Raw genomic sequence first — 14885 nt, 5'->3', positions numbered from 1 at the left:
CGTTGGTTCATTGCGAAATAAATGCTAAGAACCTCTATACGGACAGGCTAAAATGCGCGCCCGGCTTACCGCTGCCCCTTTTCTAACGCGCCCCACAAGGTTCGCTACGTGATCGAGTTTCAAAACATCCACAAAACCTACCGGGTTTCCGGCAAGGATATTCCCGCCCTGCACCCGACGAATTTGCGGGTGGAGAACGGTCAGGTCTTCGGCCTGATCGGCCATTCCGGTGCAGGAAAAAGCACCCTGCTGCGTCTGATAAACCGTCTGGAAGAGCCAAGCGGCGGCATCATCACGGTGGACGGTGAAGAAGTCACCGCCCTCGACGCCAAAGGCCTACGCCGCTTCCGCCAGCAGGTCGGGATGATTTTCCAACACTTCAACCTGTTGGCCTCCAAGACCGTGGCCGACAACGTCGCGCTGCCGCTGACCCTGGCCGGCGAACTGTCGCGCAGCGAGATCGAGCGCCGCGTCGCCGAGTTGCTGGCCCGGGTAGGCCTGCAGGACCACGCCAAGAAGTACCCGGCGCAGTTGTCCGGCGGCCAGAAGCAAAGGGTCGGCATCGCCCGCGCCCTGGCCACCAAGCCGAAAATCCTGCTGTGCGACGAAGCCACTAGCGCCCTTGACCCGCAAACCACGGCGTCTGTCCTGCAATTGCTGGCCGAGATCAACCGCGAACTGAACCTGACCATCGTGCTGATTACCCATGAAATGGACGTGATCCGCCGGGTTTGCGACCAAGTCGCGGTGATGGATGCTGGCGTGATCGTCGAGCAGGGTTCGGTGGCCGACGTGTTCCTGCACCCCAAGCACCCGACCACCAAGCGTTTTGTCCAGGAAGCTGAGCAGATCGACGAAAGCGAGCAACGCGACGACTTCGCCCACGTGCCGGGCCGCATCGTACGTCTGACCTTCCAGGGCGACGCGACCTACGCACCATTGCTGGGCACCGTCGCCCGCGAAACGGGGGTGGACTACAGCATCCTCGCCGGCCGTATCGACCGCATCAAAGACACGCCTTACGGCCAACTGACCCTGGCCATCACCGGCGGTGACATGGAAGCGGCCTTTGCCCGCTTCACCGCGGCCGATGTCCACATGGAGGTGCTGCGCTGATGGAAGCGTTTGTGAGTTTCTTCGCCAATATCGACTGGTACGAAATCTGGCTCGCCACCGGCGACACCCTGATGATGCTCGGCGGCTCGCTGCTGTTCACCGTCCTGCTGGGCCTGCCCCTGGGCGTACTGCTGTTTTTGTGCAGCCCGCGCCAACTGCTGGAGCAAAAAAGCCTCTACGCCCTGCTGTCGCTGATCGTGAACATCCTGCGCTCGCTGCCGTTCATCATCCTGTTGATCGTGATGATTCCGTTCACGGTGCTCATCACCGGCACGTCGCTGGGTGTGGCGGGCGCGATTCCACCCCTGGTGGTCGGCGCCACGCCGTTCTTCGCGCGGCTGGTGGAAACCGCCCTGCGGGAAGTGGATCGCGGCATCATTGAAGCGACTCAGTCCATGGGCGCCACCACACGGCAGATCATCACCAACGCGCTGCTGCCCGAGGCTCGCCCCGGCATCTTCGCGGCGATTACGGTGACAGCGATCACGCTGGTTTCCTACACGGCAATGGCCGGTGTGGTCGGCGCCGGTGGCCTGGGCGACCTGGCGATCCGCTTCGGCTACCAGCGCTTCCAAACCGATGTGATGGTGGTCACCGTGGTGCTGTTGCTGGTGCTGGTCCAAGTTCTGCAAACCGTCGGCGATAAGCTGGTGGTGCACTTTTCCCGAAAATAAAGACAACCGCCGGTTTGGCCGGACCTGTCTGAACAAGGAGTCTGCTGGATGAAAAAACTACTCGTCGCATTCGCTGCCGTTGCAGCCTTTTCCGCTCAGGCCGCCGAGACCCTGACCGTGGCCGCCACACCGGTGCCCCACGCCGAGATTCTCAACTTCCTCAAACCGGCCCTGGAAAAAGAAGGCGTGACCCTCAAGGTCAAGGAGTTCACCGACTACGTGCAGCCCAACGTGCAAGTGGCCGAAAAACGCCTGGACGCCAACTTCTTCCAGCACCAGCCGTACCTGGATGAGTTCAACAAGGCCAAGGGCACTCACTTGGTGAGCGTGGCTGGTGTGCACCTGGAGCCCCTGGGCGCCTACTCCAGCAAATTCAAAAAACTGGCCGAACTGCCAAGCGGCGCCACCGTGGTGATCCCCAACGACGCCACCAACGGCGGCCGCGCCTTGCTGCTGCTGGATAAGGCTGGCGTGATTAAGTTGAAGGACGCCACGAACATCCTGGCGACCATCAAAGACATCACCGTGAACGAAAAAGGCCTCAAGTTCCGCGAACTGGAAGCCGCCACCATCCCACGCGTGCTGACCCAGGTTGACCTGGCGCTCATCAACACCAACTACGCGCTGGAAGCCAAGCTCGACCCGGCCAAGGACGCCCTGGTGATCGAAGGCAAAGACTCGCCTTACGTGAACATCCTGGTGGCCCGCCCGGACAACAAGGACAGCGAGGCCATGAAGAAGCTGGTCACCGCGCTGCATAGCCCGGAAGTAAAAGCCTTCATCTTGGAAAAATACAAAGGCGCGGTCGTGCCGGCGTTCTGATTGCTGCGTTAACACGAAAAAAGGGGGCGCATCGATTGCGCCCCCTTTTTTGCGCAACGGCCCAGGCTTAAGGGCGTTTGAGCAGTTCCGGCAACTGGGCCACCAGTTTCTGGTTGTTCAACGGCGCGCGAATGAAGCCGCGCTGGGTGCCGTCCGGGCCGATCACGGCGAGGTTGCCGCTATGGTCCACCGTGTAGTTGGGCTTGTTGATGTCGGCCGGGATGAACGGGATGCTTACCGCGTTAGCGACCTTCTGCACATCCTCCACGTTAGCGCCGGTCAGCCCCACGAACTGCGGGTCGAAGTAGCCCAGGTATTGCTTGAGCTGCGTGGGGTTGTCGCGGTTGGGGTCGACGCTGACCAGCACGATTTGCAGGTTGTCCACCGCCTCCTTGGGCAGCTCGCTCTTGATCTGGCGCAGTTGGGCCAAGGTGGTGGGGCAGATGTCCGGGCAAAAGGTGTAGCCGAAGAACAACAGGCTCCATTTGCCCTTGAGTTCATTGACCGTGACGCTCTGGCCTTCCTGGTTGGTCATCTGCACATCCGGCAGGTTGCGGCTTTGCGGCAGCAGGATGATGCCGGCGTCGATCAGCGCGGTGGGGTCGCCCTGGCCCTTGCCCGTGAGCACTTTATTGACGGTCAGGCCCATGACCAGGGCCACCAGGGCGACGAGGATGAAAACGGTTTTCTGAGTTCGAGTCATAGGTTCAACACTAGGTAGTGGTCTACGAGCAGGGCGATAAACAGCAGGAACAAGTAGTAGATAGAGTACTTGAAGGTGTTGATCGCCGCGTGCGGCCGACCGCCACGGTACAACACCCAGGCCCAATGCAGAAACTTCGCGCCCAGGCCCAGGGCACACAGCAGATAGAGCATGCCGCTCATGCGGATCACGTAGGGCATCAGGCTCACGGCCAGCAGCACGCAGGTGTACAGCAGGATATGCACCTTGGTGTAGTGCTCGCCGTGGGTCACCGGCAGCATCGGGATGTCAGCCTTGGCGTATTCCTCCTTGCGGTGGATGGCCAGGGCCCAGAAGTGCGGCGGCGTCCAGGCGAAGATAATCAGCACCAGCAACAGCGGTTCGGCGCTGATGTGCCCGGTCACTGCCACCCAGCCCAGCAGCGGCGGCGCGGCCCCGGCCAGGCCCCCGATGACGATGTTCTGCGGCGTGGCACGCTTGAGAAACCCGGTGTAGACCACCGCGTAGCCGAGCAACGAGGCCAGGGTCAGCCAGGCTGCCAACGGGTTGGTGAACGCCAGCAGCAAGGCTAGCCCCAGCACCGCCAGGGCCATGGCAAAGGTCAGCGCGGCGGCGGGCGACACCCGGCCCTCGGCCAGGGGCCGCTTGTGGGTGCGCGCCATCACGGCATCGATGCGCCGGTCCACCACGTGGTTGACCGCCGCCGCGCCGCCAGCACACAGGGCGATGCCCAGGTTACCGAACACCAGCACCGTCCACGGCACCCCGGCGCGGGTGGCCAGGAACATGCCGACCAACGAGGTGATGAGCATCAGCACCACCACTTTGGGTTTGGTCAGCTCCAGGTAGTCGCGCCAGATCGCCTGGCTGTGACGTTCGCCGATCAAGGTCGCCATGGCATCTCTCCTTTGATTGTGATGAGGCCGTTGGCCTGTTTGCGTGGGCTGAGCCGCCAACCCGTGAATGCCGGGCGCCGCACCCGCACCAGGCTGGTGCGTGCGTGGTAATTGACCAGCACCAGGGTCAGCAGCAGCGCCGCCCCCCCGGCGTTGTGGGCCACTGCCACCGGCAGCGGCAGGTGAAACAGCACATTGCTGATGCCTAGGCCGACCTGCGCCGCCAACGCCACCAGCACCAGGGCGGCCAGGCGCGTCATGCCCACCGCGCGCAACTGCCACGCCAGGCCCAGCAACACCAGGGTCACCAGCAACGCACCGATGCGGTGGGTGACGTGGATGGCGGTGCGCGCCTCGCTGTCGAGTTGGCCGCCCAGGTAATTGGGGCCGATGTGCTGGGTGAGGTGAAAGCCGTTGGCAAAATCCGCCGGGGGCAACCATTGCCCGTGGCAGGTGGGGAAGTCGATGCACGCCACCGCCGCGTAGTTGGAACTGACCCAACCGCCCAGGGCGATTTGCCCGATCACCAACAACAGCCCTGCCGTCGCCCAATGCTGCAGGCGCCGAGGCACGGTCAGGGCCGGCAGCACGCCGGAGAGGCGCAAGGTCAGCAAAAACAGCAGGCTCAAGGTGGCGAAGCCGCCGAGCAAATGGCCGGTGACCACTTGCGGCCAGAGTTTTAGGGTCACCGTCCACATGCCGAACGCGGCTTGGGCAATCACCACCGCCAACACGAACAGCGGCAGTTTCAGCGGTTGCTCCGGCCGGTGCCGATGGCGATAGGCCCGCGCCGCTAAAAGCAGAATCACCAGCCCCAGGGAGCCGGCGAAATAGCGGTGGACCATTTCGTTCCAGCCCTTGTGGGCCTCCACCGGGGTGTCGGGAAAGTGCAGCTCGGCATGGGCCAACTGGGCTTCGCTCTTGGGCACGCTGATAAAGCCGTAGCAGCCGGGCCAGTCAGGGCAGCCGAGGCCGGCGTGGGTCAGGCGGGTGTAGGCGCCCAGCAGCACGACCACCAGCGCCAGCAAGGTGGCAAACAACGCGAGGCGAAATCCAGGTTTGGCCATGACGATGCCCTTATCCGATGTTCGACAGTTTCAGCAGGTGGCGCAGGTCGTTGAGCAGCGCCTTGCCCTTGATCGTGGCGTCGTAGCGCAGCACCAGGTTGCCGTGGGGGTCGACGATCCACAGGCGCGGCCCCTGCTCGGCACCCGCGCCCTTGAGGTAAGCCGCGCGGTCCAGCGGGTAGCGCTGTAATTGCGGGTATTCGCGCTGCAACTGGGCGTCATAGGCCGCGGCCACCGGGGCGGCGCTGGCCAGGGCATGGCTGGCGCGCGAGGCATCGCGGCCCAGGCCGATCTGGATCTGCCGCGCCAGGTACACCAGTTGCTGGCAATCGGCGGCGCAGGCATCGGGCGCGGTCACCAGTATTTGCCAGCGCTGCTCCTGGGCGGGCACGCCGATGTCGGCGCGGGTCTGGCCGTTGCCGATCAGCTCGCCGTGGTAGCTGCGGCTTTGCGGCACCCAGAACTGCAATTTGTACATGCCGGTGGCCAGCACCATCGGGCCGATCACCAGCGCCAGGATCAGGATCAGTTGCAGGCGCCCGCGCGCGCGGCTGCGCGGGGCTTGCGTGTCAGACGTGTTGGGTGGATTCATGGCCGCTCCCATGGTGTTTCTCCCTTGCGTTGTGCCATCCGAGGTAGAGGTAAAGTGCCAGCAGCGCCAGCGCCATGGCGAACCACTGCACGGCATAGCCCAGGTGTTTTTCCGGCCCCATGGCCACCACCGGCCAGTCCGTGCGGTAGGTGCCCGGGCCGCTTTCGGCGCGCAGTTGCCAGGCAACGCCCTCGCGGCCCAACTCGGTCCAGAGCGCGGGCGGGGCCACTGCGGTTATCAGGCGAGGCCACGTGGCGTTGGCCGGGTCGGCGTGCAATTGGAAGGTGGCGCCCGGCGCGACATAGACCCAGGCATTGATAGCCAGGGCCTGGGCCGGGGTGCTGAATTGGGGTGGCGTACGCCGATCCGGCCAGGGCAACCAGCCACGGTTGAGCAACACCCATTGGCCACTGGCCTGGTCGAGGAAGGGTTGCAGCAGTTCGACGCCGACCTTGCCGTCGCGGGTGCTGTTGTCCAACAGCAGGCTGTGGCGGGCGTCGAACTGGCCGTGCAGGCGCACGCGGCGAAAGGCCGGGTCAGCAGGCTGCACCTGGCTCAGCGCCACAGGCGTGGCGGCGCGGCGCTCGGCGTAGCTGTCGAGCAGCAGGCGTTTTTGCTCGCCCCGGCCCAATTGCCAGAAGCCGAGAAACACCAACAGCGGTAACAGCGCCAGCACCACCAAGGTCGGCACCACGCCTGGGCGAAAAGTCTTCATGGCGTTGCCGCACACGTAGAAAGCGGACTAGCTTTACTCCATTGCATCCCGTCCCCCTGGAGTCCCCACCATGCTCAAAGCAGCCATCGTCCTGATGCTGATTGCCACGGTTGTCAGCCTGTTCAGCGGCTTGTTCTTCTTGGTCAGGGACGACAGCAGTTCCAAACGCCTGCTGACGGCCTTGATGGTTCGTGTCGGCCTGGCCACCGTCACCGTCGGCCTGATCGCCTGGGGTTTCTACAGCGGCCAACTGGTGAGCCACGCGCCCTGGTAAGCGGCGCGTCAGAGCACGTAGACGAAAACAAACAAACCGATCCACACCACATCGACAAAGTGCCAGTACCAACTGGCGGCTTCAAAACCGAACTGGTGCTCGTTATTGAAGTGCCCGCGCATCACCCGCATCAGCATCACGAACAGGATGACGGTGCCGATGGTCACGTGGGCCCCGTGGAACCCAGTGAGCATGAAGAACGTCGCGCCGTACACGCCCGAACCCAGGGTCAGCCCCAGCTCTTTGTAGGCGTGGATGTACTCTTCGGCCTGAAAACCGAGGAAGGCACAGCCCAACAGCACGGTGAGGGCCAGCCAGATTTTCAGTGCGCCGCGATGGCCTTTTTTCAAGGCGTGGTGGGCGATGGTGATGGTCACGCTGGAGCTGACCAGCAACACCGTATTGAGCAGCGGCAAGCCCCAAGGGCTGATGATGCCCTTGGGCGCGGGGTAGAGTTTCGGGTCCGGGGTGTTGAGCAGTGGCCAGGTGAACTCGAAACCGGGCCACAGCATGTTGGCCAGGCCCTTGGCGCCATCGCCGCCCAGCCATGGGCCGGACAGGTGCCGTACATAAAACAGCGCGCCGAAGAAGGCGATGAAGAACATCACTTCGGAAAAGATGAACCAGGTCATGCCCCAGCGAAACGAACGGTCCATCTGCGGGCTGTAGAGCCCGGCGTGGCTTTCTTTGATGACCGCGCCGAACCAGCCGAACAACATGTACGCCAGCACCAGGCTGCCGGCGAAAAATACCCAAGGGCCGTGGGAATCGGCGCGGGCGGCCTTGAGGTCGTTGAACCAGATGCCCAGGCCCACCACCGTGACCAGCATGCCGACCGTGGCGATGATCGGCCATTTACTCTGGGCCGGAACGTAGTACGTCTCGTGAGTTGCCATCTTATTGTTCTCCTTATCGGGCACGCTTGGACTCGCCGGGGTCAGTTGGTCGCGACCGGCGGGTGGCGAGCGGTGATATCGAACAGCGTGTAAGCCAGCGTCAGGTGTTTGACTTGCTTGGGCATGTCGCGGTCAACGATGAAACGCACCGGCATCTCGATGCGCTCCCCCGGTTGCAGAATCTGCTGGGTGAAGCAGAAGCACTCGGTCTTGTGGAAATACATTGCCGCCTCGGCCGGGGAAATGCTGGGGATGGCCTGGGCCGTCATCGGGCGGTTGGTCGGGTTGTGCGCCACGAACACCATCTCGTTCACCGCCCCGGGGTTGACCAACAGTTCATCGGCCTTGGAGTGAAACTCCCAGACCATGTCCACGGCATTGGTGGACAGGAACTGCACCCGCACCTGGCGCGACAGGTCGCTCACCTGCTCGCCCTCGTACTGCCCGGCGGTTTTGCCATTGATGCCGAACGCGGCGCACATCACGTCGTAGATCGGCACCAGGGCAAAGCCGAAGGCAAACATGGCCACCACCAGGATCAGCAGGCGGGTAACCAGGCGTTTGTTGGTGGCGGGTTCAGCCATGGCGCCCACCGTGTATACCTAAAACAACTGTGGGAGCGAACTTGCTCGCGATAAGCGCATCACCGTGAATATCGCTGTCGCGCAGTCTGTCATCGCGAGCAGGCTCGCTCCCACATGGGAACTCCAAACCCCGAATATTCATTTCACCTCCGGCGGCGTGGTGAAGGTGTGGTAGGGCGCGGGCGACGGAATGCTCCACTCCAGCCCCTCGGCACCGTCCCACGGCTTGGCCGGGGCGGGTGCGCCGCCACGGATGCACTTGATAACGATGAACAGGAACAGGAACTGGGTAGCGCCGAAGGTGAAGGCGCCAATGGAGGACACCATGTTGAAGTCGGCAAATTGCAGGTTGTAGTCCGGGATGCGGCGCGGCATGCCCGCCAACCCCACGAAGTGCATCGGGAAGAACGCCATGTTCATGCCCACGAAGGACAACCAGAAATGCAGCTTGCCCAGGGTTTCGTCGTACATATGGCCGGTCCACTTCGGCAGCCAGTAGTAGGCCGAGGCGAAGATCCCGAAGATCGCCCCCGGCACCAGCACGTAGTGGAAATGCGCCACCACGAAGTAGGTGTCGTGGTACTGGAAGTCTGCCGGGGCGATGGCCAGCATCAGCCCGGAGAACCCGCCGATGGTGAACAGGATCACGAACGCCACGGCGAACAGCATGGGCGTCTCGAAGGTCAGCGAGCCTTGCCACATGGTGCTGGCCCAGTTGAACACCTTGACCCCGGTGGGCACCGCGATCAGCAGGGTCGCGTACATGAAGAACAACTCGCCCACCAGCGGAATGCCCACCACGAACATGTGGTGCGCCCAGACAATGAACGACAGGAACGCAATGCTCGCCGTGGCGTAGACCATTGAGGTGTAGCCAAACAGCGGCTTGCGCGAAAAGGTCGGGATGATCGAGCTGACGGCGCCGAACGCCGGCAGGATCATGATGTACACCTCGGGGTGGCCGAAGAACCAGAACACGTGCTGGAACAGCACCGGGTCGCCGCCGCCCGCCGCGCTGAAGAAACTGGTGCCGAAGTGGATGTCCATCAGCATCATCGTCACGCAACCGGCCAGCACCGGCATCACCGCGATCAGCAGGAACGCGGTAATCAGCCAGGTCCAGACGAACAGCGGCATTTTCATCAGCGTCATACCGGGGGCGCGCAGGTTGAGGATGGTGGCGATCACGTTGATCGCGCCCATGATCGAGCTGATGCCCATCAGGTGAATGGCGAAGATGAAAAAGGTCACGCTTTCCGGCGCGTAAGTGGTCGAGAGCGGGGCATAGAAGGTCCAGCCAAAATTCGGCCCGCCGCCAGGGGAAAACAGCGTCGAGACCAACAACAGGAACGCCGCCGGCAGCAGCCAGAAGCTGAAGTTGTTCATCCGCGGCAGGGCCATGTCCGGCGCGCCGATCATCAGCGGGATCATCCAGTTGGCTAGGCCGACGAACGCCGGCATCACCGCGCCAAAGACCATAATCAGCCCGTGCATGGTGGTCATCTGGTTGAAGAATTCCGGCTGCACGATCTGCAGGCCCGGCTGGAACAGCTCGGCACGGATCACCATGGCGAACGAGCCGCCGAGCAGGAACATCGCGAAGCTGAACCACAGGTACATGGTCCCGATGTCTTTGTGGTTGGTGGTCAGCACCCAACGCATCAGGCCTTTGGCGGGGCCGTGGGCGTGGTCACCGGCATGGCCGTGGTCATCGATCACTGCGCTCATGTCCTTTCTCCTGCAAAGAAGTGGGCGAGGCGGTCATGGGCGCATCGCCGCGACCGTGGGCGGGGGCCTGCATTGGGCGCGCTCATTTGTTTTCAGCCTCTTTGAGGGCCAGCACATCCTTAGGCGTAACCATGTCGCCCTTGTTGTTGCCCCACGCATTACGCTCGTAGGTAACGACCGCAGCGATATCGACTTCCGACAGTTGCTTGCCGAACGCGGCCATCGCGGTGCCCGGTTTGCCGTGGTAGACGATGCCCAGGTGCTCGGCCGCAGGGCCGGTGGCGATTTTCGAACCCTTGAGCGCCGGGAACATCGGCGGCAGGCCCTGGCCCTCGGCCTGGTGACAGGCCACGCAGGTGGTGTGGTAGACCTTGTCGCCACGGGCCACCAGCTCTTCGAGCGTCCACTCTTTGGAGGTCAGTTCCTTGAGCTTGGCCGCCTCGGCCTTGCGCTCGCCGAGCCAGGCGTCGTAGTCAGCCTTGGACTTGACCTCGACCACGATGGGCATGAAGCCGTGGTCCTTGCCGCACAACTCCGCGCATTGGCCACGGTACAGGCCGGGTTTTTCAACGCGGGTCCAGGCCTCGTTGACGAAGCCGGGAATGGCATCGCGCTTGACCGCAAAGGCCGGCACCCACCAGGAGTGGATCACATCCGCCGCCGTCACCAGAAAGCGCACCTTGGCCCCCACCGGCAACACCAGCGGCTGGTCGACTTCCAGCAGGTAGTGCTCGCCCTTGGTGGCCTTGTTGTGGATTTGCTCGGCGGGCGTGGCCAGGTTGCTGAAGAACTCGACGTCCTGGCCCAGGTATTTGTAATGCCACTTCCACTGATAGCCGGTGACCTGGATGTCCACATCCGATTCCGAGCTGTCGTAGATATTGATTAACGTCTTGGTGGCGGGAATGGCCATGGCCACCAGGATCAGGAAAGGTACGACGGTCCACAGAATCTCGACCGTGGTGCTCTCGTGAAACTTGGCCGGTACCTGGCCGGTGGAGCGGCGGTGGACCATCATCGACCAGAACATGGCACCGAAGACGATGATGCCAATCACCACACAGATCCAGAAAATGGTCATGTGCAGGTCGAAGACCGCGTTACTCACCTCAGTGGCCCCTGGCGTCATATTCACCGTCCAGGCGGCTTGCGCCTGGCTGAATACTGACCACAACACAAGGCCCATCCAAACATGTGGATGTCGCGTCATTGCGGGTTCCCCTTATCGTTCTTGTTATCCCGTCAGGCGTTACACCTGCGGCCAAGGGAGCGGCTCAGATACTGCAAATCACCGCCAAGCCTTGCCTGCACAGCAGTCGGGCGTCATCAGCTAATCGCGTACAGAAGCGAGTATAGACAGCGACCGGGACCTCGCAACGCGATGGCGTAAAACAGCTGATACAAATGCAATGGACCCGGTAGGCCCAATGAATGAAGGGAGATAACGGACGAATGGTGGCATTTCGATATAACGGCAGAGCATAACCGTGAAATAATTATGACAAAGCCGTCTTAGTAAGTTTTGTAAGCAAGCTAACTTATGTCTTCCCTCATCAACTGCCTTCGCTTCCTGGAGTTTTCATGAACACCGCCGCATTGCGCGAGCAGATCCAACGTGCCCACCAACATGAGACCCAAACCGGTCAACTTGCGCGCCAGTTGGAAACCCAATTACCGCACCTGCACTCGGCCATCCAACTGCCGCAGGCCAACGCCAAAGGCGCGATGACCGGTTTTGTCACCGCCTATATCGACCAAGTGCCCGACCTGCTGGACGCCGCCAATGGCGTGGCGCGCGAGGCTGGCATCGAGTCGCAGATCAAGCCGGTACTGAAGATCGCCGAGCAGTTCTTCCTCCAGCCCCTGAAAATCATGGACGGCCACGTCGGCCTCGCTGGCCTGCTGGATGAAGCCTACCTGGCCCATCGCCTGGTAGAAGAAGTCAACGACCTGTACATCAAGCACTTCGGCCAACCGCTGATCCCCCTGGACATGACGGTTGCCAACCTGATCGCCCATCAATTGATCGGCGAAGCCTTTGCCAACCAGTTGGACGAGGCGGTACACCACGCCGTGGACGAAATGCTCAACGAAGAGAGCTTCGCCCTGGAGTCGGTCGAGGCCTACCGCGACAAGCTCGCCAGCCCCGACACCGGTGCCGCGTGGAAGCGCTGGCCATGCCTGTCGCGCCAACTGGGCGTGGTCCTGGAGCTGGACCCGCCCGCCTGATGCCACCGTAGCCATTGGCGCGGCCTCGGGTCGCGCCAACCCGCTATGCCCGCACGCCCACACCGGTGGTTGTGCGCAAACGCCCCTCTAGCCGCCGCTTCAAGCCCCGCGCCTCAATCAGCAGTGTCGAGCCTTTGGCCGCGTTGGCCCGTGCCCATTCCTCCAGCAACTCCAGGCACGCATGATCGATGTAGCTCAAATGGCCCAACGGCACATGCACCCTCGCCCCGGGCGGGATCTGCGCCAACACCCGGGTCAGGGCCGGAACCTTGAGAAAGGTCGCTGCGCCGGATAGGCGCAACTCCATCTCACCGGCCATTGGCAGGTCCACCAGGCTGATTTTCAAGCGCGAAGCCTTCCAGGCCAATTTCGCCAGCGTCAGGCCGAAGCCGATCAGCACCCCGGTCAATAGGTCGGTAAAGATGATCGCCAGCGCCGTGGCGCCGTAGGTCAGCATCGGCATGCGGCCATAGCGGCCCAAGCCGCGGAACACTTTCAGGTCCACCAATTTGCACCCGGTGTACACCAACACCCCGGCCAGGCTGGCTACCGGGATGCTTTGCAGCACGCTGGACAGCAACAACACGAAGGTCAGCAACCAGGCACCATGAAAGATCGTCGATAACCGCGTGCTGGCACCGGCCTGCACATTCGCCGAACTGCGCACGATCACCCCGGTCATCGGCAACGCGCCGAGCACGCCGCACAGCATATTGCCCACGCCTTGGGCGCAGAGCTCACGATCGAAATCCGAGCGCGGGCCACTGTGCATACGATCGACCGCCGCAGCCGACAACAGCGTTTCGGCACTGGCGATAAACGCTACGGCAAACGCGGCGACCAACAGGTCCGGGTTGGCCAGGTTGAGCAAGTCCGCCGGGCGCAGCCAATCGATAGCCTCGGCCAGATTGGCCGGCACCTCCACCCGCCGCACCTGCAACGCCAGCAGCAGGCTCGCCGCCGTGGTCACGCCCACACCCAGCAGAGCACCCGGCACAAAGCGCAGCGCCTGGGGCCGCCATTTATCCCACAGCCACATCACCGCAATCGTCGACAACCCTAACAACCCGGCTTGCCAGCCCAAGCCACTTCCAAGGGTCGGCCACGCCTCAGCCAGGGCGCCCGGGAACCCCGCCAAGTTATCCAACCCGGAAGGCTTGGGCACACCATCGAGCATCACATGCACCTGGGACAGCACGATCAGCACACCAATCCCGGCCAACATCCCGTACACCACCGCTGGCGCCGTCACCCGGAACCAGCAGCCCAGGCGAAAGCGCCCGGCCAGCAATTGCAGCAACCCCGCCAGCAGCAGGATCGGCCCCAGCATCGCCACGCCATGCTGGCGCACCAGCTCGAACACCAACACCGCCAGCCCCGCGGCCGGGCCACTGACCTGCAACGGCGACCCGGCCAGCCAACCCACCACCAAGCCGCCGACGATCCCGGTAATCAGGCCCTTGGCCGGTGGCATACCAGACGCGATGGCAATGCCCATGCACAAGGGCAGGGCTACCAGAAACACCACTACCGAAGCCAACAGCTCCCGTGGCAAAACCGCTTTGAACGCACCCATAAAAAGGCTCCCGAACATTTCTTCAGGCGTGGCGAAGCCGACCGCTAAAACAGCAGTCCAGGCTAAGCCAGGCAGGAACTAAGGAAGATCTAGAAGCGCGCTTTGGGCGTCGCTACAGGTATCGGATGGCTGCCATCGAGCGGCAGGAAGCAGCCTTTGTCGGCATCGTAGGCTTTGATTTCGCTGGTCTCGATGCTGTAGACCCAACCATGGATAAACAGATGACCGTTGGCCATGCGCGAGGCCACCGAAGGGTGAGTGCGCAAGTGCTGGAGTTGGGCGATGACGTTCTCCTCGGTCAACACATGCATGCTTTCGTTTTCATCGGCGCAATTGCAGTTTTCCTGAACCATGGTCTTGGCGACTTCAGCGTGGCGCAGCCAGGCTTTGACCGTAGGCATTTTCTCCAGGCTTTGTGGGTTGAGCACCGCCCGCATCGCGCCGCAATCGGAGTGGCCGCAAATGATGATGTGCTGCACGCCCAAGGCCAGCACCGCGTATTCGATGGCAGTCGAAACGCCGCCGTTCATCTGCCCGTAGGGCGGCACGACATTGCCCACGTTACGGGTCACGAACAGATCCCCCGGGGCACTTTGGGTAATCAGCTCAGGCACGATGCGCGAGTCAGCGCAGGCAATGAACATCGCCCTGGGCCGCTGGGCCGTGGCGAGCTTCTTGAAGAGCTCTTCCTGTTCAGGAAAGACCTCATGATGAAAGTGCAGAAAACCATCGACGATATGCTGCAACGCTGCATCGGCGCTTTCGGCGTCCGGAAGGACAGAAGCCGACGCAGCCAACGGCTGTTTATCCTTGTCACTCATGATTCATCCTCTTTTATTGACGGATTTTTGGAATCTTCCCGTGTTCACCGGTGCGAAGCCAGCTATTGACTAGAAAATAATCAACTCGCGAAATGCGACTGACCGGTCAGTCGACGAACAACGTACCCGTCGAAACTTAACTAAACCTGAACCAACCGCTCTAGCCTAATGCTTACAGGTTAGCCAAAACGT

At 62.3% G+C, this 14885-nt stretch carries 16 protein-coding genes; 5 read left to right on the top strand and 11 right to left on the bottom strand.

Annotated elements, in window-relative coordinates:
* Positions 1-108 precede the first annotated feature (108 nt).
* Genes AC19YT_RS12180 through AC19YT_RS12170 form a run of 3 tightly spaced genes read left to right on the top strand, consistent with a single transcriptional unit; the run spans position 109 to position 2612 of the window.
* Entirely contained in the window at positions 109-1116 is a 1008-nt protein-coding gene (locus tag AC19YT_RS12180) for a methionine ABC transporter ATP-binding protein (protein ID WP_095110270.1), read from the top strand.
* Positions 1116-1790, top strand: a complete 675-nt coding sequence (locus AC19YT_RS12175) for a methionine ABC transporter permease (RefSeq protein ID WP_095110269.1) — start codon at positions 1116-1118, stop codon at positions 1788-1790. Before AC19YT_RS12180 ends, AC19YT_RS12175 begins: the two co-directional genes overlap by 1 nt.
* A gap of 48 nt (positions 1791-1838) precedes the next feature.
* Positions 1839-2612, top strand: a complete 774-nt coding sequence (locus tag AC19YT_RS12170; RefSeq protein ID WP_095110267.1) for a MetQ/NlpA family ABC transporter substrate-binding protein — start codon at positions 1839-1841, stop codon at positions 2610-2612.
* A 67-nt stretch (positions 2613-2679) separates the two neighbouring features.
* On the opposite strand, the gene AC19YT_RS12165 is transcribed toward AC19YT_RS12170, so the two are convergent.
* The 5 genes from AC19YT_RS12165 to AC19YT_RS12145 are packed head-to-tail and all read right to left on the bottom strand — an operon-like array spanning position 2680 to position 6585.
* Complete coding sequence (locus AC19YT_RS12165; RefSeq protein WP_095110266.1) at positions 2680-3315, bottom strand: SCO family protein; 636 nt, start codon at positions 3313-3315, stop codon at positions 2680-2682.
* On the bottom strand, positions 3312-4211 hold the full coding sequence (cyoE, locus tag AC19YT_RS12160; protein WP_095110264.1) for a heme o synthase: 900 nt from the start codon (positions 4209-4211) through the stop codon (positions 3312-3314). The genes AC19YT_RS12165 and cyoE overlap by 4 nt, the downstream gene beginning before the upstream one ends.
* Positions 4199-5278, bottom strand: coding sequence for a COX15/CtaA family protein (locus tag AC19YT_RS12155; RefSeq protein WP_500610319.1), 1080 nt, complete (start codon positions 5276-5278; stop codon positions 4199-4201). Before AC19YT_RS12155 ends, cyoE begins: the two co-directional genes overlap by 13 nt.
* Positions 5279-5288: 10 nt before the next feature.
* Entirely contained in the window at positions 5289-5882 is a 594-nt protein-coding gene (locus AC19YT_RS12150) for a PA_0111/PP_0108 family redox-active disulfide protein (RefSeq protein ID WP_500598676.1), read from the bottom strand.
* Positions 5848-6585: an SURF1 family protein gene (locus AC19YT_RS12145; protein ID WP_500610318.1), complete on the bottom strand. Its 738-nt coding sequence runs from the start codon at positions 6583-6585 to the stop codon at positions 5848-5850. Before AC19YT_RS12145 ends, AC19YT_RS12150 begins: the two co-directional genes overlap by 35 nt.
* A gap of 70 nt (positions 6586-6655) precedes the next feature.
* Here AC19YT_RS12145 and AC19YT_RS12140 point away from each other — a divergent pair, with 70 nt between their 5' ends.
* Complete coding sequence (locus AC19YT_RS12140) at positions 6656-6859, top strand: twin transmembrane helix small protein (protein ID WP_095110261.1); 204 nt, start codon at positions 6656-6658, stop codon at positions 6857-6859.
* An 8-nt stretch (positions 6860-6867) separates the two neighbouring features.
* On the opposite strand, the gene AC19YT_RS12135 is transcribed toward AC19YT_RS12140, so the two are convergent.
* The 4 genes from AC19YT_RS12135 to coxB all read right to left on the bottom strand — a co-directional run bounded on the left by AC19YT_RS12135 (position 6868) and on the right by coxB (position 11277).
* The gene (locus AC19YT_RS12135) at positions 6868-7755 is read right to left on the bottom strand and encodes a cytochrome c oxidase subunit 3 (protein ID WP_095110259.1); all 888 of its coding nucleotides are present in this window, start codon (positions 7753-7755) and stop codon (positions 6868-6870) included.
* A gap of 41 nt (positions 7756-7796) precedes the next feature.
* Positions 7797-8339, bottom strand: coding sequence for a cytochrome c oxidase assembly protein (locus tag AC19YT_RS12130; protein ID WP_095110258.1), 543 nt, complete (start codon positions 8337-8339; stop codon positions 7797-7799).
* A gap of 138 nt (positions 8340-8477) precedes the next feature.
* Positions 8478-10067 carry a cytochrome c oxidase subunit I gene (gene ctaD / locus AC19YT_RS12125; protein WP_095110256.1) on the bottom strand — a complete coding sequence of 530 codons (1590 nt, stop codon included), beginning with the start codon at positions 10065-10067 and terminating at the stop codon, positions 8478-8480.
* 82 nt (positions 10068-10149) lie between these two features.
* The gene (coxB, locus tag AC19YT_RS12120) at positions 10150-11277 is read right to left on the bottom strand and encodes a cytochrome c oxidase subunit II (RefSeq protein WP_500610317.1); all 1128 of its coding nucleotides are present in this window, start codon (positions 11275-11277) and stop codon (positions 10150-10152) included.
* 371 nt (positions 11278-11648) lie between these two features.
* On the opposite strand from coxB, the gene AC19YT_RS12115 reads away from it, so the two are divergent.
* Positions 11649-12296 (top strand): hypothetical protein, encoded by a 648-nt coding sequence (locus AC19YT_RS12115; protein ID WP_095110253.1) that lies wholly within the window; start codon positions 11649-11651, stop codon positions 12294-12296.
* Between the two features lie 43 nt (positions 12297-12339).
* On the opposite strand, the gene AC19YT_RS12110 is transcribed toward AC19YT_RS12115, so the two are convergent.
* Together AC19YT_RS12110 and AC19YT_RS12105 are read right to left on the bottom strand one after the other, a co-directional pair.
* Positions 12340-13872, bottom strand: coding sequence for a SulP family inorganic anion transporter (locus AC19YT_RS12110; RefSeq protein WP_500610316.1), 1533 nt, complete (start codon positions 13870-13872; stop codon positions 12340-12342).
* A gap of 89 nt (positions 13873-13961) precedes the next feature.
* Positions 13962-14693, bottom strand: a complete 732-nt coding sequence (locus AC19YT_RS12105) for a carbonic anhydrase (RefSeq protein WP_095110251.1) — start codon at positions 14691-14693, stop codon at positions 13962-13964.
* Positions 14694-14885: the final 192 nt, after the last annotated feature.

The organism is Pseudomonas sp. MF08875 (assembly GCF_059862525.1).
This window is presented reverse-complemented; position numbering and strand designations above follow the sequence as displayed.